This is a genomic window from Vibrio sp. V31_P5A7T61, assembly GCF_009904895.1.
Taxonomy (GTDB): domain Bacteria; phylum Pseudomonadota; class Gammaproteobacteria; order Enterobacterales; family Vibrionaceae; genus Vibrio; species Vibrio metschnikovii.
In genome coordinates this window covers 95,582-119,304 of record NZ_WXWI01000046.1, presented here as the reverse complement: position 1 = coordinate 119,304, position 23,723 = coordinate 95,582, and the positions used below count along the sequence as shown (strand labels likewise).

At 42.6% G+C, this 23,723-nt stretch carries 16 protein-coding genes; 5 read left to right on the top strand and 11 right to left on the bottom strand.

Going from position 1 to position 23,723, the window contains the following annotated elements; translation table 11 throughout:
- The first annotated feature begins 96 nt into the window (after positions 1-96).
- The 3 genes from CAG58_RS16825 to CAG58_RS10460 are packed head-to-tail and all read left to right on the top strand — an operon-like array spanning position 97 to position 3,274.
- Positions 97-294: a hypothetical protein gene (locus CAG58_RS16825; RefSeq protein ID WP_170905807.1), complete on the top strand. Its 198-nt coding sequence runs from the start codon at positions 97-99 to the stop codon at positions 292-294.
- 52 nt (positions 295-346) lie between these two features.
- Entirely contained in the window at positions 347-1,531 is a 1,185-nt protein-coding gene (locus tag CAG58_RS10465) for an FIST N-terminal domain-containing protein (RefSeq protein ID WP_161425336.1), read from the top strand.
- 9 nt (positions 1,532-1,540) lie between these two features.
- Complete coding sequence (locus CAG58_RS10460) at positions 1,541-3,274, top strand: ATP-binding protein (RefSeq protein ID WP_161425338.1); 1,734 nt, start codon at positions 1,541-1,543, stop codon at positions 3,272-3,274.
- Between the two features lie 286 nt (positions 3,275-3,560).
- On the opposite strand, the gene CAG58_RS10455 is transcribed toward CAG58_RS10460, so the two are convergent.
- Together CAG58_RS10455 and matP are read right to left on the bottom strand one after the other, a co-directional pair.
- Positions 3,561-3,878 (bottom strand): DUF3634 family protein, encoded by a 318-nt coding sequence (locus CAG58_RS10455; protein ID WP_158138443.1) that lies wholly within the window; start codon positions 3,876-3,878, stop codon positions 3,561-3,563.
- A 5-nt stretch (positions 3,879-3,883) separates the two neighbouring features.
- Positions 3,884-4,339 carry a macrodomain Ter protein MatP gene (gene matP, locus CAG58_RS10450; RefSeq protein WP_154168209.1) on the bottom strand — a complete coding sequence of 152 codons (456 nt, stop codon included), beginning with the start codon at positions 4,337-4,339 and terminating at the stop codon, positions 3,884-3,886.
- A 165-nt stretch (positions 4,340-4,504) separates the two neighbouring features.
- On the opposite strand from matP, the gene CAG58_RS10445 reads away from it, so the two are divergent.
- Together CAG58_RS10445 and fabA are read left to right on the top strand one after the other, a co-directional pair.
- Complete coding sequence (locus tag CAG58_RS10445) at positions 4,505-6,145, top strand: S16 family serine protease (protein WP_161429698.1); 1,641 nt, start codon at positions 4,505-4,507, stop codon at positions 6,143-6,145.
- 69 nt (positions 6,146-6,214) lie between these two features.
- Positions 6,215-6,733, top strand: a complete 519-nt coding sequence (fabA, locus tag CAG58_RS10440) for a bifunctional 3-hydroxydecanoyl-ACP dehydratase/trans-2-decenoyl-ACP isomerase (protein ID WP_004395285.1) — start codon at positions 6,215-6,217, stop codon at positions 6,731-6,733.
- A 181-nt stretch (positions 6,734-6,914) separates the two neighbouring features.
- Here fabA and rmf read toward each other — a convergent pair whose 3' ends face one another.
- The 9 genes from rmf to pepN all read right to left on the bottom strand — a co-directional run bounded on the left by rmf (position 6,915) and on the right by pepN (position 23,497).
- Positions 6,915-7,088: a ribosome modulation factor gene (gene rmf, locus CAG58_RS10435; protein WP_040904313.1), complete on the bottom strand. Its 174-nt coding sequence runs from the start codon at positions 7,086-7,088 to the stop codon at positions 6,915-6,917.
- A 166-nt stretch (positions 7,089-7,254) separates the two neighbouring features.
- Positions 7,255-8,940, bottom strand: coding sequence for a DUF3466 family protein (locus CAG58_RS10430; RefSeq protein WP_161429699.1), 1,686 nt, complete (start codon positions 8,938-8,940; stop codon positions 7,255-7,257).
- The gene (locus CAG58_RS10425; RefSeq protein WP_158138440.1) at positions 8,940-10,859 is read right to left on the bottom strand and encodes an ABC transporter ATP-binding protein; all 1,920 of its coding nucleotides are present in this window, start codon (positions 10,857-10,859) and stop codon (positions 8,940-8,942) included. The genes CAG58_RS10430 and CAG58_RS10425 overlap by 1 nt, the downstream gene beginning before the upstream one ends.
- A 100-nt stretch (positions 10,860-10,959) precedes the next feature.
- Positions 10,960-13,107 (bottom strand): bifunctional 23S rRNA (guanine(2069)-N(7))-methyltransferase RlmK/23S rRNA (guanine(2445)-N(2))-methyltransferase RlmL, encoded by a 2,148-nt coding sequence (rlmKL, locus tag CAG58_RS10420; RefSeq protein WP_040904314.1) that lies wholly within the window; start codon positions 13,105-13,107, stop codon positions 10,960-10,962.
- Positions 13,108-13,773: 666 nt separating this feature from the next.
- A complete protein-coding gene (locus CAG58_RS10415) occupies positions 13,774-14,319 on the bottom strand; it encodes a cell division protein ZapC (RefSeq protein ID WP_040904315.1) in 546 nt (181 codons plus the stop codon).
- 166 nt (positions 14,320-14,485) lie between these two features.
- The gene (gene pyrD, locus CAG58_RS10410) at positions 14,486-15,496 is read right to left on the bottom strand and encodes a quinone-dependent dihydroorotate dehydrogenase (RefSeq protein WP_004395290.1); all 1,011 of its coding nucleotides are present in this window, start codon (positions 15,494-15,496) and stop codon (positions 14,486-14,488) included.
- Between the two features lie 71 nt (positions 15,497-15,567).
- Complete coding sequence (locus CAG58_RS10405) at positions 15,568-20,409, bottom strand: NAD-glutamate dehydrogenase (RefSeq protein WP_161429700.1); 4,842 nt, start codon at positions 20,407-20,409, stop codon at positions 15,568-15,570.
- Between the two features lie 184 nt (positions 20,410-20,593).
- Complete coding sequence (locus CAG58_RS10400) at positions 20,594-20,815, bottom strand: DUF2835 domain-containing protein (protein ID WP_040904316.1); 222 nt, start codon at positions 20,813-20,815, stop codon at positions 20,594-20,596.
- A gap of 72 nt (positions 20,816-20,887) precedes the next feature.
- Positions 20,888-23,497: an aminopeptidase N gene (pepN, locus tag CAG58_RS10395; RefSeq protein WP_161429701.1), complete on the bottom strand. Its 2,610-nt coding sequence runs from the start codon at positions 23,495-23,497 to the stop codon at positions 20,888-20,890.
- Between the last annotated feature and the right edge of the window lie 226 nt (positions 23,498-23,723).

Sequence of the window (23,723 nt, the reverse complement as noted above, 5' to 3'; positions counted from 1 at the left end):
GTAGTACTCTCTTCTTTCTATTTACATACCCACGATGAGCACTGCAAGACCAAGTTACTGATTCGGTTAGTCATTGATGATAAAGGACACCCCCTAATGCCAGCAGAAAAACTGACAAAAAACAAGCTGATTCAAATAATCGTTATGTTAACTATTCTGATATCGGCATTCACCTGGCGCACTATAACTCATTATTCAACAGATAAAGAAGCCGCTAAAGAACACCCAACGTTAAAAAATGAGTCTATCGATCACGAAAACACCCAATCCTTGCAGTACAAAGACAGTCAATAAAAAAGTATCGTGTTAATATTGCATCATTAACGCATCTTTATTAGTTTGATATATGCAATTTACTACCACTTTTACTCATGCCACGAGACCTGAAGACGCAATAGGGCAGTTAGCAGAAACATTGAAAAAAGATGGCTTGTCCAACCTAATTTGCTACTACTCACAAGAGTATTCCGCGAAGCAGATACAGCAAGAGCTTCGCCTACATTTTCCAGGAATCCCATTTATTGGCTGTTCTTCATGCCAAGCGATCATGACTGATAAAGGATTTCATATCGGGCCTGTTGTGGCTTTAATGGCTATTTATGACTGCTCTTATAGTGCGTATGGCACTGGTTTAGTCGAGTTAGGTCAAGAGGATGATCGGCAAGCCGCTTATGTCGCTATTCAACAAGCTTTGGGACAAGCGAATAGAATTGGTGAAGTACCAAGCTTAATCCTGTTGCATTCGACACCCGGCCATGAAGAGGCATTTATTGATGCGATTGATGCAACCTTTGGCACTCACGTTCCTATTATCGGTGGGAGCGCAGCTGATAATCATATTCAAAAACAATGGTCTATCATTACCCAACAGGGATGGAGCTCTAACGGCATTGCCTTGCAGCTATTTTTTCCATCTAAACCGTTAACATCTGGCTTTAGTGCTGGTTATTCACCGACTGAGTTTGAAGGCGAGATTACCCAAGCTAGCCATCGATGTATTCAGAGTATTGATGGTGAGCCAGCCTCGGCTATTTATAAAGAGTGGATCAGCGATCACTCCAATATTCAATTTAACGATCGACATCTATTTGAGCATGTGACTCGATTTCCTTTAGGAAGAGTGGCCGGATATGTTAATCAACAGCCTTACTATAAATTGTGTCATCCTATTCAAATGCTCAATGATGGATCGCTTGAACTATTTGCTACGATTAATGAAGGCGAAAAAATAAGATTGATGACCGGTTCAAAAGAACAGCTACTCAATCGAGCATCACGAGTGATCCAAGATGCAAATACACAAAACTATCATGAGTCATTACTGCTCGGCTCGATTATCATCTATTGTGCAGGGGCAATGCTCCGTCTAGGAGAAGATGTACAACTCGTTCATAAAAAACTGGTCGAGCAAATGCATGGTCAGCCTTTTATTTGTCCATTCACTTTTGGTGAACAGGGACGTTTTATTGGTGGCGAGAATGCCCACGGAAATTTAATGATAGCATCGGTTATCTTCTATGAGTCAGAATAGACAAAGATGATAGAACAAGACAAAAATGAGCAGCTGAGTGAGGTGCTACTTGAGTTAGAGAGAAGTAAAGAGAGAGAGCTTCGCTTAGCGGAAGAGAACCGTGTTATTCTCAGCGCCATATCGGCGCTTAGTCATGCTGATAATAAATATCAGATATTTGAAGAGCTTAAAAACGTCCTTCATCGATATATTAACTTTGATGATTTTATTGTTATTGCTAAAAACACGCCAAATTCGTTATTTTCAACATTTCTGTCCTCGAATATCGCGTTTCAAGGCAAGCAGTGGCTTAATGGTGATAAATTTCAACGAGTATTACAAGGCGAGTGTATTATCCTATTTGAGCCCACCAAGCTTGCCGAATTTCAAAATCTTAATCCATTTCTTCAAAACACAATAAACTCCGCGCTAATCACGGGTATCCAAACGCAAACCAGCGATTCCGTATTACTGCTTTTAGGCAGTAGGAAAGGGCAGTTTAGTTTAGAGACTAAAGCAACGTTGCAACGTTTTCGTCCACTCCTCGAGCGGGCTATTAACGATATTGAACATAAAGAAGAATTGCAAAGCTTAGTGCGTATAAAAACTCATGAACTCTATATTGCACAGCAGCAAGCAGAACATGCTAACCAAGCTAAGTCGCAATTTTTAGCGATGATGAGTCATGAGCTGAGAACGCCGCTCAATGCTGTTTTAGGGTTAATTGATATTTTGCGAGAAGACTCTAATCACTCTCAACTTGAGTTATTAGAACAAATGGAAAATTCAGCAGAACTTCTGTTAGTGATCATCAATGATATTCTTGATTTAAGTCGCATAGAATCAGGGCACTTTAAGTTACATCGTCACTGGGTTCATTTGCACAAGAAGCTTGTTCATGCTTTGTCTTATCATCATAAAGCGTGTGTTGCTAAAGGGATCCGCTTTAATATTCGAACATCAATTTGTGATCATTATGAATATTGGGTTGATCCTGTACGTTTAATGCAAATACTGTTCAACGTGATTGGTAATGCGATCAAATTCACCGAAGCAGGCTCTGTTGATGTCCGGTTAAGTACCGCAAGAAATGAGTTGGTCATCCATGTCGAAGACACCGGAATTGGAATTGAGCCCGAGCGAATAGAACACTTGTTTTCTCCATTCATTCAAGCCGATAGCTCTATTACTCGTCATTATGGTGGCACAGGGCTTGGCTTAGCGATTACTAAACACCTTGTAGAATTGATGAAAGGAACGATTTCAGTCAGCAGTTCTTTAGGACAAGGCAGCCATTTTACCATCCGTCTTCCCGTCAATTCACGACAAACAAATAGCATTAAGATTGATCCCCTTGAACCTATTTTAAAACAAGCCTCCAGTAGTCAGAGTAGCCAAGGACATATCTTAGTTGTTGAAGATACCAAAACTAACCAAATGGTCATCCAGTTAATCTTATCGCGCATGGGTTACAACGTCACCATGGTGAGTGATGGACAACAAGCCGTATCATTAACAGAAACTAGCCATGCATTTGATTTGATTCTTATGGATATCTCGATGCCAGTGATGGATGGAATTGAAGCGACGAAAATCTTGCGTAGTAAGAATATCCAGACACCGATCATCGCGCTTACGGCCCATGCAATGCAAGATGATCACGCGACATTTCGACAAGCGGGCATGAATGATGTGGTTTTAAAACCCATTCGTAGCCAAGAATTACAACGCATTATTAAACAGTATTTAAATCCTCAAGAATAATTACCATATTGTTCAATGTGCAAACATGAACCAATATGGTAATTATATACTTTATGGTAAATAGACTTATGTTTAATACAATAAGTAAAAGGAAGAATAGGAGCGCTGTAAGGATAAGTCTCGTGTATCTACATGTATAACATTTAACATAATATACATAATGCGCACTTGAGTGTGAGGATTAAAAGGGAGCATTTAATCGTGGATTGACCCTGAACACCCAATTTTCGACTCAGCTTTTTCTCCATTAATTAGCTCCGTATTTCGTTATTTCGTGCGTAAAAAGCTATCGACCTTTTTTGGCTTTTGGTCCTGATATCTTAAAGCCTTGATGAGGAAATACATTACGAATCCGTTGTTGAACTTTTTTAGGTACTTGTTTGGAGAAGATAAGTTTCATGCCGGTTCTTTGATGGTAAACCTTCATCTGACCATCAAATGGCGTTGTCTCTGCTATCTCACAGACATTATGTTTGAAAGTAGCGGGAAAATGCCCCTTGCTTGCTACTATGTGCCCTGATTTGAAGGTAACTTTTAAAATTGGCCTATCGACCGCGACTAACCAAAAAATGACGATTGCCGCAATAACAATAACATACAGCATTTCATTTACTCCTCATTGGACAACAACTTATTAAGATCTTCTTTTAAACTGCTAACCGCACGGCTTGCTTTTTCACTACGTGATGCTTCACTGAGTAGATACTCAATCGCATCTGATAAAGTGCAACCGAGTTCGTTAGCTCTTGAGGATAATTTTTCCCATACGCGATAATCGAGATCAATCGACTTTTTACGAGTGTGCAACTGTTCAGCATTAAAATGCCTTTTGCGCTTAGCACGAATGGCTTGTTTTAACTTGTTTTCTAGCTCGGGAGCCATATGTTGTGCGATCCAATCGAGTACTAAGGTGGGTTCATACTCAATAGATTTGAGCTTTACTATCGCGTTTTCCACTTCACTACGATCAATATGGCAAGTAATTTGCTCACCATCTTTCCATTTTTTTATTAAATACTGCCATTTCCAACCACATTCCAGATTTTCGAGTTGTTGATATTTCATAGTCGGCAAAGTCCATATAAAAGCATAGTGACAGGGTAACCCAACCTTTGCTGAGTTTCAATCATAGCAATAAAAATGCTCTAATGAGTATTCCTGATAACAAAGCTATTCGTAGTCAGGGTTTTTCTATATAATTTCAATCCTTTTAATCACTTCGATGACTCAATGACACAAGATATCTGGCGTTTAGTTACGCCCCAGTATGACGATTTTAATGAACCGCTGGCTCAGTTTGCGCAATTAACGGCGGTGCCGTTTTTCGACACTCAACCAAGACTGTTACAAGCGATTGAACGTTTCATACATATACAGGGTTTTAGCCGAGTTCTGCTGATCAATGCGCCAGATAACTCCATTTATCGTTGTTTGATTCAAGAGCATCTTGAAAATACTCATCGTGTACCAGTAGTCAGAACTGAAACACTCGACATGACCATGTTATTTGGGCAAGTCACCGCTAAAAATGGTCAAGTTATTGATCAAACTCATGGGTTATTAGCACAAGCGGATAATGGTTATTTGATCATTTCAGCGAATCTATTGCTTGCTAACCCACTCTGCTGGCCAATGTTAAAAGCGGCGGTACTCGGTGAACCCGTATCCCCTATTAACGTGAGTAAAAAATCGCTGCTGCAGACTCCTATCAATCAATCTTATAACATTAAATTGATTGTTGTCGGTGATCGTCATCAACTCGGTGATATCGATTTTCTCGATTCAGACATTCATGCTGGATTATGTCTGTTTAGTGAAATGGAACTCGACATTAAAATTGAAAATGATCGCATGCTGACCTATTTAGGTTATCTACGTTGGTTAATTCAACGCTATGATTTACCTTTACTTACCGCAGAGGCGATTAAAACAGTGATGACTGCGGGGGCTCGTTATACAGAGGATCAGCATTATGCGCCACTCTGTGTCATGTGGCATCGCTCACTACTCGAAGAGTCTGCTATTGAGTCTCAAGGGCAAACGATTGAACAGCAGCACGTGGAACAGGCTATCCATCAACGTTACTATCGTGCCTCTTATCTTCCAGAACGAGCATTAGATGACATTCTTGATGGGCAAGTGATTATTGAAACACAAGGTGAACATGTTGGACAAGTCAACGGACTTACGGTTATTGATGTTGCTGGCCATCCGACATCTTACGGCGAGCCAGCGCGAATTTCATGTGTGATTCATTTTGGCGATGGTGATATTGCTGATGTTGAACGTAAAGTTGAACTGGGCGGTAATTTACACGCTAAAGGAATGATGATTATGCAAGCCTTTGTCAGCAGTGCTCTTCATCTTGATGTGCCATTACCCTTCTCTGCTTCCGTGGTCTTTGAGCAATCATACAGTGAGGTGGATGGCGATAGTGCTTCGCTGGCCGAATTGTGTTCTTTAGTCAGTGCGTTATCAGAATATCCGATTGATCAACAAATTGCTGTCACTGGCGCTGTTGACCAATTTGGCCGAGTTCAAGCCGTGGGCGGTTTGAATGAAAAAATTGAAGGCTTTTACCGAGTTTGTCAGCATCATGGTTTTACGAGGCAGCAAGGGGTTATTCTTCCTAAAAGTAACTTAAAACATCTCGCCCTGCACTCTCAAGTCGTAGAAAGTATTAAGAACGGTGAGTTTAATATCTGGCCTGTCTCTACGGTGGATGAAGCTATCCCTATTTTGATGAACAAGCCATTTAGAGGCGATGATCAAGAAAGCGTGATCAGCAAAATTGCCGAACGTATTGAATTTTTTGAAAAACATATTCAAACACCCGGAATAGTCGAAAGAATAAAAAATTGGTTTATCTAACACTGATCGGAGTTGTTTAGCGTACATGCGTTCACTAACATGCTTCCTATCTGAAATTGGAGTAGTACTATGCACAATAAACGTGACTCATATAATCGTGAAGATCTTCTAGCCTCAAGCCGTGGTGAACTATTTGGTGAAGGTTATCCTCAACTGCCCGCCCCTAATATGTTGATGATGGATCGTGTGAGTAAAATGTCAGAAACAGAAGGCGATTTTGGAAAAGGACTTATTCTCGCTGAATTGGATATCTCTCCTGATCTTTGGTTTTTTGATTGTCATTTCCCGGGTGACCCGGTTATGCCCGGCTGTTTAGGTCTAGATGCTATGTGGCAATTGGTTGGTTTCTTTCTCGGCTGGGTTGGCGGAAAAGGCAGAGGAAGAGCGTTGGGCGTTGGTGAAGTAAAATTTACCGGACAAATCTTACCAACGGCAAAGAAAGTAACCTATGAGATCCACATGAAGCGCGTGGTTAACCGTAAGTTAGTCATGGGCCTCGCTGATGGTAAAGTCTTGGTTGATGGCAAAGAAATTTACGTTGCCAAAGACTTAAAAGTAGGTCTTTTCCAAGATACGTCAGCTTTTTAAAGCAACTTTTATCTAGGTAGTTTAAGAATGAAGCAGCTCTTATGGCTGTTTTATTCTTAACAAATAAATTAAGTTATAGTGCATTAGGTAGATGGTTTAAAATGATGGTCTATTGTATGGCGTTTATGCAGGATAATAAAAAGCCCCTTTCGGGGCTTAGAACCATGTTGTATGTGGCAAATTATTTGTAGAGACCTGAGTGTTTATCATCTCTGGCGTCACGCCAACCACCTAGCCAATATGAGCGAGCATCTGTTTGTTGATAAGGGCACTCCTCAGGAGAACGTCCGTTCAATCCTGCTTTGTATCCTTGAGATTGCGCTCTTTCCAGGCGATCACGCTTTTGTCTCTTCATAGTGCAGTCCTCATACAGTAACTTGTTTCTAACGTACAACTATTAAAATGATGTGGTGTTTTTATGACCACATCATTAAGAATCGACCAAAAGCGCCCCTTTCTCAAGCAATAAAAAAGGCATAAGTCCAAAATTGTGAACCTATGCCTCGTTTGACAAATTTTAACTATTTTCTACGGAACCAAAGTAAGCCGCCAAGAATCAAAGACCACAATCCCAGTCCAGCGCCATTACGCTCTACCACTAGATCATCCATACCTCGAGGAGAGATGTCCTTATGGGTCTTGCCTGCAATTGGCACCAATTTAACCGCGACCGTTTTCTCTTGTCCTTTCCCTGCGCCACATTGGGCATTATGCGCAGTCGAGTCATAACCACCCGTACATTTTAGTGCAGTGGCCGCGATTACACCGGCATCATTAATATCGTTAGCCGCAATAATTCGATATTGGTTATTATCAGAAAACTCACTACCATTGGTTAAATCATCCAATAACCACGCCCGATTGTTGAAAATGGCTTGACGCTCAGGAACACTACCTTGAAGCTCAGTGCCATAAGGATAGATAAACCCTCGCTTACGACGCGGTTTTCCGCCCACTTCACGGGTTTCTTCGGTATCAATCTGACCGACGATTTCATTAAAGTTATTAATGGCCCCCGCTTTGCCTCCTGCTCCAGCAAAAAAGAGACTGCCATTTAAGAAATTGGCTTTAGGATCTTTAATATCTGGAACAACAAATAAGCGATTTGCGTAAGCTCCACTTTCAGCGCGAGATAATTTAGCCTCACCAATCGCAATACCATGCTCATTGACTGCCGTTAACAGCGAATGAGAGTGAATAAAATCACCGCCAGTACCGTTTTCTCGTACGGTTGCTCCAGTAACCGGCTTAGTAATCCAATTGCTTTCTCCCACTTTTACCGAAGAAACGCTGGCTTGCATAAAATTACGGTCATCATAGAAGGTGTTATAACCTACCGCGTAAATATTACCGTCTTTGACCGTAACATCTCGCAGACTACCTTGAGCTAAACGATTATCTCGTTCTGTATTTGTCGTTTGCCAAGGGATTTCCGTCATTGTACCTAAGCTGTCCCAAATCGCGCCTTTGGAGGTATAAAAGTTACCTTGGTTATTTGTTTTTTCGTGAGCGATACTTCCGACCGTATAAGTTCCATCGGTTTTCCAAGCGCGAGTTTGCAAGCCAGCATCGATATTGATACTAGTATTGGCAACTAATGCTTTCACCGAGTTACGTCGTGAACCAGTAACATCGCCAGGAGTCAGAGTAATGCCAATTGGCTCTGCGTTAGCCGTTAAACTATTGACGACGACATTCTTAGTTTCATCAATAGGTGTCGCTTGACCTTCAATAAAAGCGATAGAGTTGGGCGTTTGAACGCCATTAATTTCTTTCTTCCAAACATTCCAACGAATGTCTGCCCAAGTTTCACAAATGGCATAGCGTAGATCCGTACGGCAATAACGCTCAAAATCTCTTTCGTCATCTTGTACATAGATAAATCCGTTATCTATCCCAAATGGTGCTTCTTCACGGTAACTGAGACCGTCGATAGCTTGTCCAGCATGGGTGGCGACAAGGCGAGTTTCACCGGCAAGTTTAAACGACGATTCACAATCTGTTGTCCCATCGGCAAAGCAACCTAATGAATTACCACCGACAACATTACCCGGTTGAATCGCGACTCCATAAACACTTTCAAAAGCAAAAGTAGTTTGAGGTTTAACCTCAATCACTTGATACAGTGCCGCTGAGGCTGATGTGGTTGACAGAATCATTGCGCTGATCGCTGTCAGCTTAAACATGTTACTACTTATTGGTTTCATTAACTTTCCTGTTGCATCGCTTCAAGCTCTTCCCAACGCTCAAAAGCTACTTCGAGCGCCTGCTCAGTGGCCGCTAGCTTATCTAATATCGGTTGTGTGTGCTCTACAGGCTGGCTGAAAAAATCAGCGTCATTGATTTGCAGCTGTAGCGTCTCAATCTCAGTTTCAAACTGTTCAAGTTTGGCAGGCAGTTCTTCTAACTCACGCTGCAACTTATAAGATAACTTTTTAAGTTTCGGTTTTACTTCGCTGGCTTTAGCTGGTTTATCAACAGCTTTGACTGATTTTACCGGCTCAACATCCGCAAGGCGAGCCTGTAAGACCTGTTGTCGCTGCTGCTGCGCATCATGATATCCGCCAACGAACTCTTCAATAACGCCATTACCCTCAAAAATCCAACTGGTGGTCACGGTATTGTCGACAAACTCACGATCGTGGCTCACCAATAATAATGTACCCTGGTAATTGGCAAGCAAATCTTCTAAAAGTTCCAATGTTTCGATATCTAAATCGTTGGTTGGTTCATCGAGCACCAATAAGTTATTGGGTTTTAGGAAAATCCGCGCCAGTAGTAAGCGGTTTTTCTCACCACCAGATAAGGCTTTCACCGGCGTTCGAGCCCGTTTAGGCGCGAAGAGAAAATCTTGCAGGTAACTTAACGCATGACGTGGTCGCCCTGCAACCATCACCTCTTGTTTACCATCAGCAAGGTTATCAATCACCGATTTCTCAGGATCGAGCAGCTCTCGATATTGATCAAAGTAAGCGACTTCAAGTTTGGTACCACAATGCAAACGGCCACTGTCAGCGGTCAGCTCACCGAGCAACAGCTTTAATAAGGTACTTTTACCACAGCCATTTGGACCAATGAGGGCGATTCTATCGCCACGCATGATATTAAAGCTGAAATCGTTAACAATCGATTTGCCATCAATCGAATAACACAGATTTTCCGCTTCGAAGACAATTTTGCCTGAGCGAGAACCATCATCAATCTTAAGGTTAACCTTGCCCTGCACTTCACGTCGCTGACTACGTTCTTCACGAAGTTTTTTCAAGGCTCGCACTCGTCCTTCATTACGAGTACGACGTGCTTTAATACCTTGGCGGATCCATACTTCTTCTTGAGCCAATTTTTTATCAAATTCAGCATTTTGCATTTCTTCAACGCGTAATTGATCTTCTTTTTCAACTAAATATTGATCATAGTTACCGGGGAAAGAATTCAACTTGCCGCGATCTAAATCGACAATGCGCGTTGCCATCGATTTGATAAAGGTTCGGTCATGAGAAATAAAAATAATCGAACCACGAAAATCTTTCAAAAAGCCTTCTAACCATTCGATGGTCGTCACATCCAAATGGTTAGTGGGTTCATCAAGCAATAACACATCCGGCTCGCACACTAAGGCGCGAGCTAAAGCGGCTTTACGCTGCCATCCACCGGATAAATCGGTAAGCTTAGTTTGCCCATCCAATTTCAGGGCGGTCAGCACATTATTGATTCTATCTTCAAAGCGCCACGCACCGGTGTGATCCAACTGCTCTTGAACCGCCGATAATTTTTTAATATTGGCGTCGGTGGGTGAATGCGTGACAAGATCCAAAAGATCTTGGTAGATCCTAAGCTGTTCTCCTGCTTCAGCTAAACCACCGGCAACATAATCATACACTGTGCCTTGTTGATCACGAGGAGGATCTTGCTCTAAACGTGAGACTACCACATCTTGCATGATCTGCATCTTACCGTCATCGAGTAAGATTTCTTTTGCCAACACTTTCATTAATGTTGATTTACCCGCCCCATTACGCCCTACAAGACACACACGTTCGTTTTCCTGCAGTGCAAAATCAGCCTGATCAAGTAAAGGATGATCACCGAACGCCAGCAACCCATTATGAATGGTAATTAATGCCATGTTTTTTCAAACCATTGAGTTAATTGATTAAAACAACAAGGTGAAGTGATGTCTCCACCTTGGTAAGTAAGCTGAACTTTAGTTACATTGTCACTTAAAGTCACACTAAACCTGGTTGTTGCGGTTGATGAGTGATTAACCAACAGTTATGGATTTGCTTGTTACGCTCAAAATCCATTGGCAGTGTTTGAGCCGAAATATTTTGCGCCAATAGGCCAAGTTCTTGCAGCGAGTCCATGTCCATTTTGAAATGACGCTTATTATTTGAGAAAACCACCGTGCCGCCTGGGCGCAAAATACGCTTAAGATTCTTCATCAACAAAATGTGGTCTCTTTGCACATCAAACGACTGCTCCATTCGTTTCGAATTAGAAAAAGTCGGCGGATCAATAAAGATAAGATCATACTGGCCGTTGGCATTGTCTAGCCACTTCAGACAGTCGGCTTGTTCAAATTGGTGCTGTCTTCCCACTTGACCGTTGAGTTTCATGTTCTCTTTTGCCCATTCTAGGTAGGTATTGGACATATCAACGGTGGTTGTCGACTTCGCCCCACCACACGCAGCGTGCACGGTTGCCGAGCCGGTATAAGCAAAGAGATTTAAGAAATCACATCCTTTCGCCATTTGACCTAAACGACGGCGAGTCAGTTTATGATCGAGGAATAAGCCAGTATCGAGGTAATCATGCAGATTGACCAACAATTTGACACCATACTCGTTAACCGCAAAGGTTTGAGATTGTTGAGCCATCTTTTGATATTGAGCACTGCCTTTTTGACGTTCACGGACTTTTAATACGACCTTATTGGCATCAACGCCCGTTACCTGAATCGCAGCTCGAATAATATCCGTCAGACGACGTTTAGCCGTTTCTTCAGGAATGGTTTTCGGTGGCGCGTACTCTTGGATGACCAATTGATCAACATAAACGTCAATCGCAACGTTATATTCAGGTAGATCGGCATCGTAAATACGATAACAATCTAAGCCTTCACGCTTAGCCCATTTAGCAATTTTCGCGAGATTTTTTTTCAAACGATTGGAAAAATCAGGCGCAATCTGCTGCGTCGGAGCTTGCTGCATCCCCTCTAATTGAGCCTGTTCGCGCTCCGCAATCAGATAGTTCTTTTGGTGACAAGGTAACGCACCGTTATTCAATTTGAACTGTTTTTCTGCTCGCATGCGTAAACAGCTTAATAGCTCATCCGATCCAGAAAAAATGGACGCTTGGCAGCCGCCAAACTCGGTTTTTAATTGAGCGCCGAAAGCGGTATATAAAGCAATAAGACCGGGATGAGTACCTAAACGTTCGCCGTAAGGTGGATTACAAATAATCACCCCCTGAGTAAACTCTGCAGGACGAGTCAACTTCGCAGCATCACCAACGTCAAATTGAATTAAGCTCTCTACACCGGCTCGACGTGCGTTGTCTTTAGCCATTTGTAAAACACGGCTGTCATTATCAAAGCCAAAAAACCTTGCGTCAGTTTTCTTGACGCCCTTTCTCGCTTGCACTGTTGCTTCAGCTTTCACTTCTGCCCACAGCTCTGGTTGAAAATCTTCTAATGCTTCAAAACACCATTTGGCTCTTTTTAAACCTGGGGCAATATTCGCCGCCATCATCGCAGCTTCAATCAATAAGGTACCAGAACCGCACATTGGATCGAGTAAAGGCTTGGTACTTTCCCAGCCACTACGTAATACAATCGCTGCAGCCAATGTTTCTCGCAATGGAGCTCGGCCCGATTCCGGGCGATAACCACGAATATGTAAACCCGCTCCGACCATATCAATACCAAGCAGCGCTTTATCTTTATGTAAACGAACGTGAATTCTTACATCCGGTTGCTCTTTATTGATCGAAGGGCGTGGTAAGTTTTTCTTAGTAAAGCAGTCAACAACGGCATCTTTAACCTTCATCGCACCATATTGGCTATTACGAATTTCGCGGTTAGTACCATTAAAATCGACCACAAATTGCTTCGAACTATGGAAATGATTGACCCAGTTAATTGCGCTAGCCGAAAGATATAAGTCCATATCATTTTGGCAAGCAAACTCAGCAACAACACGAACAAATCGAGAAGCTAATCGACTCCATAAACAGCAACGGTAAATCTGTTCATTGGAAGCGGTAAATTTCACCCCGGCCTGAACGGGTTTTACATTGGTGATGCCTAATTGTGTGAGTTCTTCGGCTAATAGATTTTCAAGGCCATTTGAGGTTACTGCTAGATATTGATTCATAGGGTTCTTTAACTGGTAAAAATGGCCTCAGATTATAACTGACATTAAAGGCCATTCCTAAAGTTAAACCGACCATTTTTACAAAAAATCATCGTTATAACTCCCCTAGCACTTTATCGGTACCCAAACAACGTGGCGCTGCAGCTCGGCGACAAGCCTGTCATCCAATGAGCATCGTTAAACAATGAGATACGAACACAGCCAACACGATTGCAGCTTAGAAGCCTAAATCGAATAGCTAATTAACCCTTTGGATAGGACGATTGATTGGCTCCAAAGCCGTTATAAACTTACTACAAAACTATTGCCGCTGTCTGTTAACACTGCTTATTAGCCTCCTTACCCACCTTAATCAAGGTGCAATTCCCTGCGCCAACAAAGAAGTGAGTATTTATTCACAACAAAACTGGACTATACCAAAGCAAAATAACAGTTGTAATAAAACACCATTTAACGGTAAAACGGGAATTTTTGACACTCCTAACCTCCGTTTTCAAGGCTTTGCTGTGTCACGTTTCTGGAAATTAATCTCTAAATTTTGCGCAGAATATCGCGCTCTTTCAGTTGATTAACAATGTTCGCTGGGAGTTTTGGCAACATAGAGACAAAAAAAATCGGCAGAACGCCGATAGGAAATAAAACAAAGGAACGAAATGATGAGGGAAACTAACTAACCAAAGCAACTCGCTCTGGCTGAAGGATGTGGTTGGCTATGGACATTCGGTCATGCATCACTTTAATCACTTGACCGAACTCTAACTGTTTCGTCGTACTTAATATAAACGGTTCTAGCTCAATTAATGCACACAAACTCGCACTCTCTCCAACCTCAAGTACGATAAAAAAACCTTGATTGAAGCCATTTACTAAACCCACAATGTCACCCTCTTCAGGTTTAGTATCCGTGACTGATTGATAATCAAAAAACCAGCTCTTTGGCTGCACAGGCTTATGGAAACGCTTCGCAGCCACGCAATACAGTGCCAATTCAACCTGACGTGGCTCGGTGAGTTGAAGGCCGCTGATCCGTTCTTTGTACGTTTGGTAATCGGAAGCATCATCGACCGTAAATGAAGGATTCGAGAAAGCGGAATCAACCAACAGATTGCGACTCAGATTAGTGCGAAAGACCATCTCTTGTCCAAGGTCCAGCATCAAATAGCCTTCACTATCTGAATAGTACCAACTCCATTTATCACTGGGCTTTAGCATTATTCCGGCTCTCTATTTGCTGATGATCAAACCAATCAGATAAAAATTTCTTACCTATTAGTGCCATTCTAGGAAGCATGGAATAAAAAAAAAGAGGAAATGAGTTACTCACTTCCTCTTCATGTCACCTTGTCACTTTTTAAAAATCAGAATTTAATTCAATACGTTATAAATTCTTCACAATATCGCTGACCAATTTAGGGCCATGATAAATAAAACCACTATACACTTGAACTAACTTAGCACCGGCGAGTAATTTTTCTTTCGCTGCCACATAGCTATCCACTCCTCCAACACCAATGATTGGAATTTGTTCACCGAGCTGTTGATATAATAGTTTTACGACTTCAGTGCTGCGTGATTGCAGTGGACGACCACTCAGTCCCCCTGCCTCATTAGCAAATTTCATTCCTTCCACTAAAGTACGATCTAAAGTGGTATTGGTAGCAATCACCCCGTCGATATTGTGCTTGAGTAAAGATTGGCAAATTTGCTGCAGCTCATCATCCGTTAGGTCTGGTGCAATTTTTAAAGTTAGAGGTACGTATTTGTTGTGTTGCTCAGCGAGCGCGGTCTGCTTCTGTTTTAAGACGCAGAGTAACTCATCTAAAGCTTCACCATATTGTAACGTTCGTAACCCAGGGGTATTGGGTGAAGAAATATTCACCGCAATATAACCAGCATAGGGATACACCTTCTCCATACAAATTAAATAATCTTCAGCACCCTTTTCAATTGGCGTGTCTTTATTCTTACCAATATTGATCCCAATGATGCCATCATAATTCGCTTGCTTTACCTTCTCCACTAAGTGATCAACACCCAGGTTATTAAACCCCATTCGATTAATGATCCCTTCAGCATGCACTAAACGAAATAAACGAGGTTTATCATTACCTGATTGCGGTCGAGGTGTCACTGTGCCCACTTCAATAAATCCAAAGCCCATCGCGGCAAACGCATCAATGCATTCGCCATTTTTATCAAGGCCAGCGGCTAAACCAACAGGATTTTTAAACGTGAGTCCCATGCATTCGACAGGACGATGAGGAAGGTGTTGACGATAGAAGAGATCAAGCGGTGTACCGGTAAAGCGTTTGAAATTTTGAATGGCGAGATCATGCGCCCTTTCAGCATCCAATTGAAAAAAGCCAGCTCTGGCTAAGCGGTAAAGCATTGTGCCTCCGAAAAAAAAGCCCCGTATAAACGGGGCGTTATTATTGACCTATTTGTCGCACAATTCAATGCTTATTCGGTCGCCACACAATTTAAGTTGAGCAACATCAATTCACGCATCGCAACGGAAAACTTAGCAAACTCATGTACCGAGCCCACTTTAAATTCATTAAGAATGTTTTCCCAACGCTGTAGTGAAACGCTGTTATTGTCCATCCAACGTTGCAGAGCATGAATCACATCCGTAGTCTCTGACCCATTGTTCGCATTAAGCACTTGTGCGGTTAATTGGCGTTGCTGCCAGTCGAGATCTTCTCTAAATGCCGCTCTTGCCAATGCCTGCCAGTTATTTTCAACCGCTTGATTATTTATCTGTTTCAAGAACCAATGAATCGATAAACGATCGCCCAGATTAAAATATAATTTAGCGACATGCTCAACTGGAATCGCCTTCTCATGAGAGACGGTAGAGATATCCAGTACTGAGTAAAGGCTGGATAGACGAGCGACATAATGCGCTAAGTCCGAATTGATGCCTTGTTCTATCCAGCTATTCGCCAGCAAATCATGTTCAGCAACTTCATCAGCCACCAGCAAACTATCTAACTGACGAGTAATACTGCGTACGTCCGATTGGTACTGATCAATGAGCGTTTGCACAGACTGTTTTCCAGTGCGATTACGCAGCAACCAACGAGATAGACGACGCAACGTTCGACGAACTTGGAACATCACTTGATATTGAGCACTCGCTGTCGCTTGATTATCCAGTGAACGAACTTGCTGCAATACGCTACCGAGCTCGAAAATTTCACGGGCAGCCGCGTAAGAATGAGCAATATCCGTTACGCTAGCTCCAGTCTCTTCTTGCAAACGCGTCACAAAATTGCAGCCCATTTCATTAACCATTTGGTTAGCTAATGCAGTGGCAATGATTTCTTTACGCAGTGGATGGTTGTGCATCTGTTGCGAATAGTCACCGCGTAACTTTGATGGAAAGTACTGAATCAATTGCTGCGCATGGAACTGATCATTAGCTATCTCATCACAAGCCAACTCCTCTTTTAAGGCCATTTTTCCATAGGCCACCAGCACGGCAAGCTCTGGTCGAGTTAATGCAAAACCTTGTTTCTCTCTTTCTAACAACGTTTCGTCATCAGGAATATGCTCTAAGGCGCGGTCAAGATAACCCGTTTTCTCCATGTGATGAATGAAACGAATTTGCTCTTTAACCACCTCAACGCCCAATTGCTCAGTTACCGAAATAGACTCTGACTGAGTGTAAGCATCTTCAATAACAATTTCACCGACTTCCTCTTCCATGGATTCTAGAATGTGGTTGCGCTGTTTTACGGTTAGATCGCCATTGGCGACTAAACCATTCAAGAAGATCTTAATATTGACTTCATTATCCGAGCAATCAACCCCACCTACGTTGTCAACGAAATCGGTATTCACTCGACCACCGGTGAGCGCGTACTCTACTCGCCCTTGCTGAGTCATACCTAAGTTACCGCCTTCACCAATAATTTTGGCTTTGACTTCACGACCGTCAATACGCAGTGCGTCATTCGCTCTATCACCGACATCGGCATGCGATTCTTTCGATGATTTGATGTAAGTGCCGATCCCACCATTCCACAAAAGATCAACCTGCATCTTTAGGATCATCTTGATCAATTCATTCGGAGCAGCTGACGCTTTCTTAGTACCAAGCATTTTTTGAATTTCTGGACTAAGCGCGATTGATTTCGCTTTGCGAGAGAAAACACCACCACCTTGCGAGATCAAGCTTGGATTGTAATCTTCCCAGCTAGAGCGTGGTAATTGGAACAGACGTTGCCGCTCTTGCCAGCTTGTTTGAGCATCTGGACTTGGATCAATAAAGATATGCAGATGGTTAAAAGCGGCTTGTAAACGAATATGTTGCGATAACAACATACCATTACCAAACACATCGCCCGCCATATCACCGATACCGACCGCGGTAAAATCCGTCGTTTGACAGTTAATACCGAGTTCTCGGAAATGACGTTTAACCGATTCCCAACCACCACGAGCAGTAATACCCATGGCTTTATGGTCATAACCATTAGAGCCACCAGAGGCAAACGCGTCCCCTAACCAGAATTGGTACTCCGCCGATACCGAGTTTGCTAAATCAGAGAAGGTCGCTGTCCCTTTGTCCGCAGCGACAACCAAATAAGGATCATCTTCATCATGACGAACCACATTACGTGGCGGGACAATTTCACCTTCAATAATGTTATCCGTGACATCTAATAATGCTTGGATAAAGCGCTTGTAACAACGTTGTCCTTCGGCAAAGATTTCATCTCGTCCCGTCAGTAAATGCTGTTTCTTACAAACAAAACCGCCTTTCGCTCCAACGGGAACAATCACGGTATTTTTTACTTGTTGAGCTTTTACTAAACCTAAAATCTCGGTTCGGAAATCTTCTTGGCGATCAGACCAACGTAAACCACCGCGGGCAACTTTACCACCACGCAGGTGGACCCCTTCCATATCCGGTGCATAGACAAAAATTTCAAAGGCCGGTACGGGAGCTGGGATATCTGGAATTTCCCGTGGTTTTAGCTTAAGAGCCAGCCAAGGTTTCGGTTGTTTCTCTTCATCCATTTGGAAATAGTTCGTACGTAGCGTTGCGCAGATCATTTCCATATAACGGCGAAGAATACGGTCATCATCGAGACTTTCGACATGATCCAATTGCTCGGTTAACTGAGCAATCAGCTCCGCTTGGCCTTTTTGCGAACCTTTAAATTTAGGATCAAAACGACGTACAAACAGATCAACCAACCCTTTCGCTAGGTCGGGATAATGACTTAAGGTATCTTCAATATAGTGTTGGCTGAATGGGAAACCGACTTGACGCATGTAACGTGCATAAGCGCGTAAAATAGAAATCTCACGTCCAGTTAAAGAAGCACCAAGCACTAAGCGGTTAAAACCATCACTCTCTAATTCGCCATGCCAAATGGCTGAAAATGCTTGTTGGAAACGATCGCGTGCTTCACGCAAATCAACTTGCTTCTCGCTCTTATGCAGCATAGAGAAATCTAGAATCCAATAGACTTGGCCATTGGTCTTCGTCACTTCGTATGGCGATTCACCGATGACACGTAAGCCAAGGTTTTCTAACATCGGCATCACATCGGACAGATGAATCGGCTCATCACGATGATACAGTTTTAAGCGCACCGCCTTAGAATCTTTCGCCTCTTCTTGAGGACGATAAAACAGCATGCCGAGTTTGTTATCTTCATTCAGGGCTTCTAATCGTTCAATATCCGCAACCGCTGAGCCTGGCATGACATCTTCTTTATAAGAGCGAGGAAAAGCGCGTTGATACTCTTTGGCTAATGATAAACCTGAACTTTCGCCAAAATTGGCAATAATTGCTTCGGATAAACGATCATCCCAGCTGGTTGATGCTTCCATTAAATTTTGCTCTATCTTCTTAACATCAATATTGGCACTGTTATTTTCTACCCGCACAATATAATGCGTTCTCGCTAGCGGGCTTTCAGAAAAATAGGTGGTGAATTCCACTTCTTGTTCACAACCAAAATACTGCTTTAATAAGCGCTGTGTTTGACGGCGTAGTTCGGTGTTGTAACGCTCTTTAGTAACATAAACCATGCAACTAAAGAAACGGCCAAAGGGGTCTTTGCGAACAAACAGACGGATCAGGTCACGGTCTTGCATCTGCACAACCCCCATCCCCACTTCAAGAAGCTCTTCTTCTTTCGCTTGCAAAAGCTCATCGCGAGGATAGTTCTCTAAAATATTGTGTAATGCTTTATAGGCATAAGAGCCCTCACGATAGCCACTTGCTTTAAGAATACGTTGTACCTTCTCGCGAACCAGTGGAATGCTTTCGACCGTTTGGTTATAAACGGCTGAGGTGTATAAACCCGTGAAACGATGCTCACCAATCACTTTACCATTGGCATCAAATTTCTTAATACCAATGTAATCGGTATACGCTGGGCGATGAATGCGCGACTGTTTGTTGCCTTTAGTCAGGATCAGTAAGAAAGGCTTCTTCGCTTCTAAACGAGCAGAGTCGGAAAACTGTGATAATTTAACACCACGAACCCGTTTCGGATCCGAAAATAAGCCTAATCCTGCATCTGGCGTAGGTCGAAGCTCGGTGTCATCATCATGATTAACCAGATCAAATTCTTTATAACCCATGAAAGTGAAATTATGCGCGCCAAGCCAGCGTAAGAAAACGAGAGTTTCTTGATAATGTTCAGCATCAACCGGAATATGGTTTTTATGCGACTCTAACTCCTCAATCACTTGCTCAAGCTTACTCGCCATTGGCTTCCAGTCTTGAACCACCAGAGCCGTGTCACTGAGGATTTCCAATAGCTCCTCTTTTAGCGCCGTCATATCTTCTTTGCTGCTGAGTCTATCCACTTCAATATGAAAGAGTGATTGCAACGCGCCAGCGCCTTGACCAATGCTAAGCACCGCACCGTTATTGTCTCGTTCGATGTGCGTTGGGCCGTTTAGCATTAAGTGCGATGTTAAATCGAGACGACTTAAGGTCATTTTGATTGAATCAACAAGGAAAGGAGTATCGGGTACGACAATTTCAACGATCGTATGAGTCGATTGCCAACCATGTTTACTGACGGTTGGGTTAAATACACGTACCGAACGTTGGTCGGCTTTCTTTTCATTAATATGATGCCAAAGACTGACTACGGCACCGTATAAGTCAGATTCATTACGTTTACTAAGATCGTCTTGCGCAACATTACTAAATAGGTGTTGGCCGAGTTGAGTAACAAGAGGTTGGTGAGCAAGCTCAAGTTTGTCTTGAATTAGCTGGTATACTTTTTCAAGTAGAACCGGCATCAAACTTTCACGCGCGGTCATATGCGACTCCAAATATTAGAATTATAGGCTGGTAGGGTATGCGCTAAGCATAGTTGTAACTTACGGTAATGCGAGGCCTATTGTAGTGCTTTGCTAACCATTCGTTAACGCATTTGGACGCAATTGATAGTGAAATGTTTAATAATGTGACAGGCGTAGCGATTCAAATCACCACAAATTTACCTTAGGACAGCATATCTAACTTTATAAACTTATTGTTTTGGTCAGTTGTTAGACGAAATCGACCTTTTACTCCAATTTGGCTAAGAAATGGGCGAAATTTTGCAGCTGGTAATTGTAAACGTAAGCCATGTTCGGTAGTGACTAGAATGTGGCTGGCTAGCCCAGAATAATGAGCAAGGAAAGTTTGATAAGAGATGTTAAGAGAGAAAAAATAGTAGTTCATAATTGTGCTTTAAATGGTGCTGGAAACGGGATTCCCTTCCAGCACCCGATCAATGAGTAAATATCGAACAAGTTAGGCTTGTTCAAGCGCTTTGCTGACTTTTTCAAATAAGTCACGCGCAAGATCATCCAGTGACTGTAACGCTTCTAACTGCTGTTTCATTAATGCTTGTCGCTGCTCGTCATAACGTCGAAACTTGAGTAATGGATCAATTAAACGAGAAGCTACTTGAGGGTTACTGCTGTTTAACTCACGCAATATCTGCCCCGCAAAGCGATAACCTTCACCACTAAGTGCATGGAAATTAACCGGGTTCATGGTAAAGAATGAACCAATTAAGCTACGAATGCGGTTAGGATTCTTCAAGCTAAAAGCGGTATGTTGCATCGTTGCCTGGATGACACTCAAGGCATGTTCAGCAGGATTCGAACCTTGCAAAGCAAACCACTTATCCATCACCAACCCATCGTGTTGCCATTTCAGACTATAATCAGCCATCAGCGTTTCTCGACAAGCCAATTGAGCACTATTCGCCGCGCTCATTGCGGCAATCGTGTCGGTCATATTATTGGCTTGCTGATACTGACATTGGACCAAACGGTTGCCTTGCTCAGTGAAAGCCAATAAAGCTAAACAGGTATTGCGTAAAGTACGCTGACCAATCGCCGCATGCTCAATCGAATATTCAGCCTGAGTTAATGAATGATAAGTGGCACTGAGTTCATCTTCTAGCTCAGTGGCTAACATCACTTTCAGTTCATGTAACACTTTGGCAATCGCATCGACATCCACCTGCTTATACCAACCCGATACTTCATTATGATTCGGCAAAGCCAGCATTTCTGCCACAAAGGCTGGCTCTAGCTTATCACTGAGCAACACGCCACGAAATGCATCGACAACCGCTTCAGGTAAGGTGACCTTTTGTTGTTGCTGAACGGCTTCGACATTCGCTCGAATGTATTTTGCCAACAACATCTGCCCAGCATCCCATTGTGCAAAAGCGTTAGTCGCATGCCTCATTAAAAAGCTTAACTCTTGATCACGGTAGTCATACTCAAGTTTTACCGGAGCAGAAAACTCACGTAATAAAGATGGAATCGGTTGGCTGGTCACCTTCTCAAAGACAAACGTCTGCTTGGCTTGAGTTACATTGAGTACATGAGAAACGGCCTTTCCATTACACTGTAACGGAATGATTTCACCATTTTCACGATACAGTTCTATATCAAACGGAATGTGCAATGGTAACTTTTCTGGCTGATCATGCGTTGGCTCTGTACTTTGTTCAACCGTTAATGCGTAAGTTTGTGCTTGGTCATCATAATGACTCGTCACTTTAAGTAATGGTGTACCCGATTGGCTATACCATAAACGGAATTGAGTTAAATCAATTCCGCTTGCCTTTTCCATCGCTAAAACAAAATCTTCACAAGTTGCTGCGGTGCCATCATGGCGTTCAAAATAAAGCTTCATCCCTTGCTGGAACGCTGCTTCACCTAATAAGGTATGCATCATCCGAATCACTTCACTGCCCTTTTCATAGACGGTCAGTGTGTAGAAGTTATTCATTTCTATCACTTTATCCGGACGGATAGGATGAGACATTGGGCTAGCATCTTCCGCAAATTGAGGGCCACGAATAATCCGGACATTATGAATGCGATTCACCGCTCGCGAACCAAGATCAGAAGAGAATTCTTGATCGCGGAATACCGTTAAGCCTTCTTTTAAGCTTAATTGAAACCAGTCACGACAAGTAACTCGGTTACCCGTCCAGTTATGGAAATATTCATGGCCAATCACCGCTTCAATACCAAGATAATCGGTATCGGTCGCCGTCTTCTCATTAGCTAACACAAATTTTGAGTTGAAAATATTTAATCCTTTGTTTTCCATCGCTCCCATATTGAAAAAGTCGACAGCCACGATCATATAAATATCCAGATCGTATTCCAGACCAAACCGCTGCTCATCCCATTTCATCGAATTTTTTAGTGACGTCATCGCATGGCCTGCGCGATCTAAATTGCCTTTATCAACGAAAATTTCCAAATCAACGTGACGACCAGAACGAGTGATAAACTGGTCACGCAAGACGTCAAAATCTCCCGCAACCAAAGCAAATAAATACGCTGGTTTAGGATGGGGATCGTGCCACTTGACCCAATGACGACCATTGTCAGCCTCACCTTGAGCAATTTTATTGCCATTACTTAGCAAGTATGGGTATAAGGCTTTGTCGGCAATCACGGTACTGGTGTATTTGGCTAAGACATCTGGACGGTCAAGGAAATAAGTGATGCGACGAAACCCTTCCGCTTCACACTGAGTACAGAAAGCGCCACCGGACTTATAGAGTCCCTCTAATGCAGTATTACTTTGAGGATCGATTTCCGTCACAATGGTTAACTCAAACTGCTGAGGTAGTTGAGTTATTTCTAAATGAGCCTCTGACTTGGTAAAGTGTTGCCACTCTTCACCATTAATTTTTAATGATGTTAATACTAGCCCTTCACCATCCAGCAATAGTGTTGAGCTGTCAGCCTGTTGCTCAACGTGAGAAACCGCCGTAACGACAGTCGCGTGATCGTGCAAATCAAAGATTAGATCAATACGATCAATATAATGAGAGGGAGCCTGATAATCTTTACGATACTTGGCTAATGGGCTTGTCGCCATGGTCGGAATCCTTTTTGACGTAAACAGATGAAGAGCAAGGTTGAGAAACCTTGATGTTAATCAACTGATCTTAATCTTGTTTTCACCAATAACAACCCCTAGACCGAAAAAATGAGAGATTTTCGCCCGATGTATCCCAGATACGCGATATGGGATTTTAATGATAAGGTCAAAAATAAAGGTATTAAAACGATAAAGCGTCACGCTGACAGCGCTAAAGAAGCTA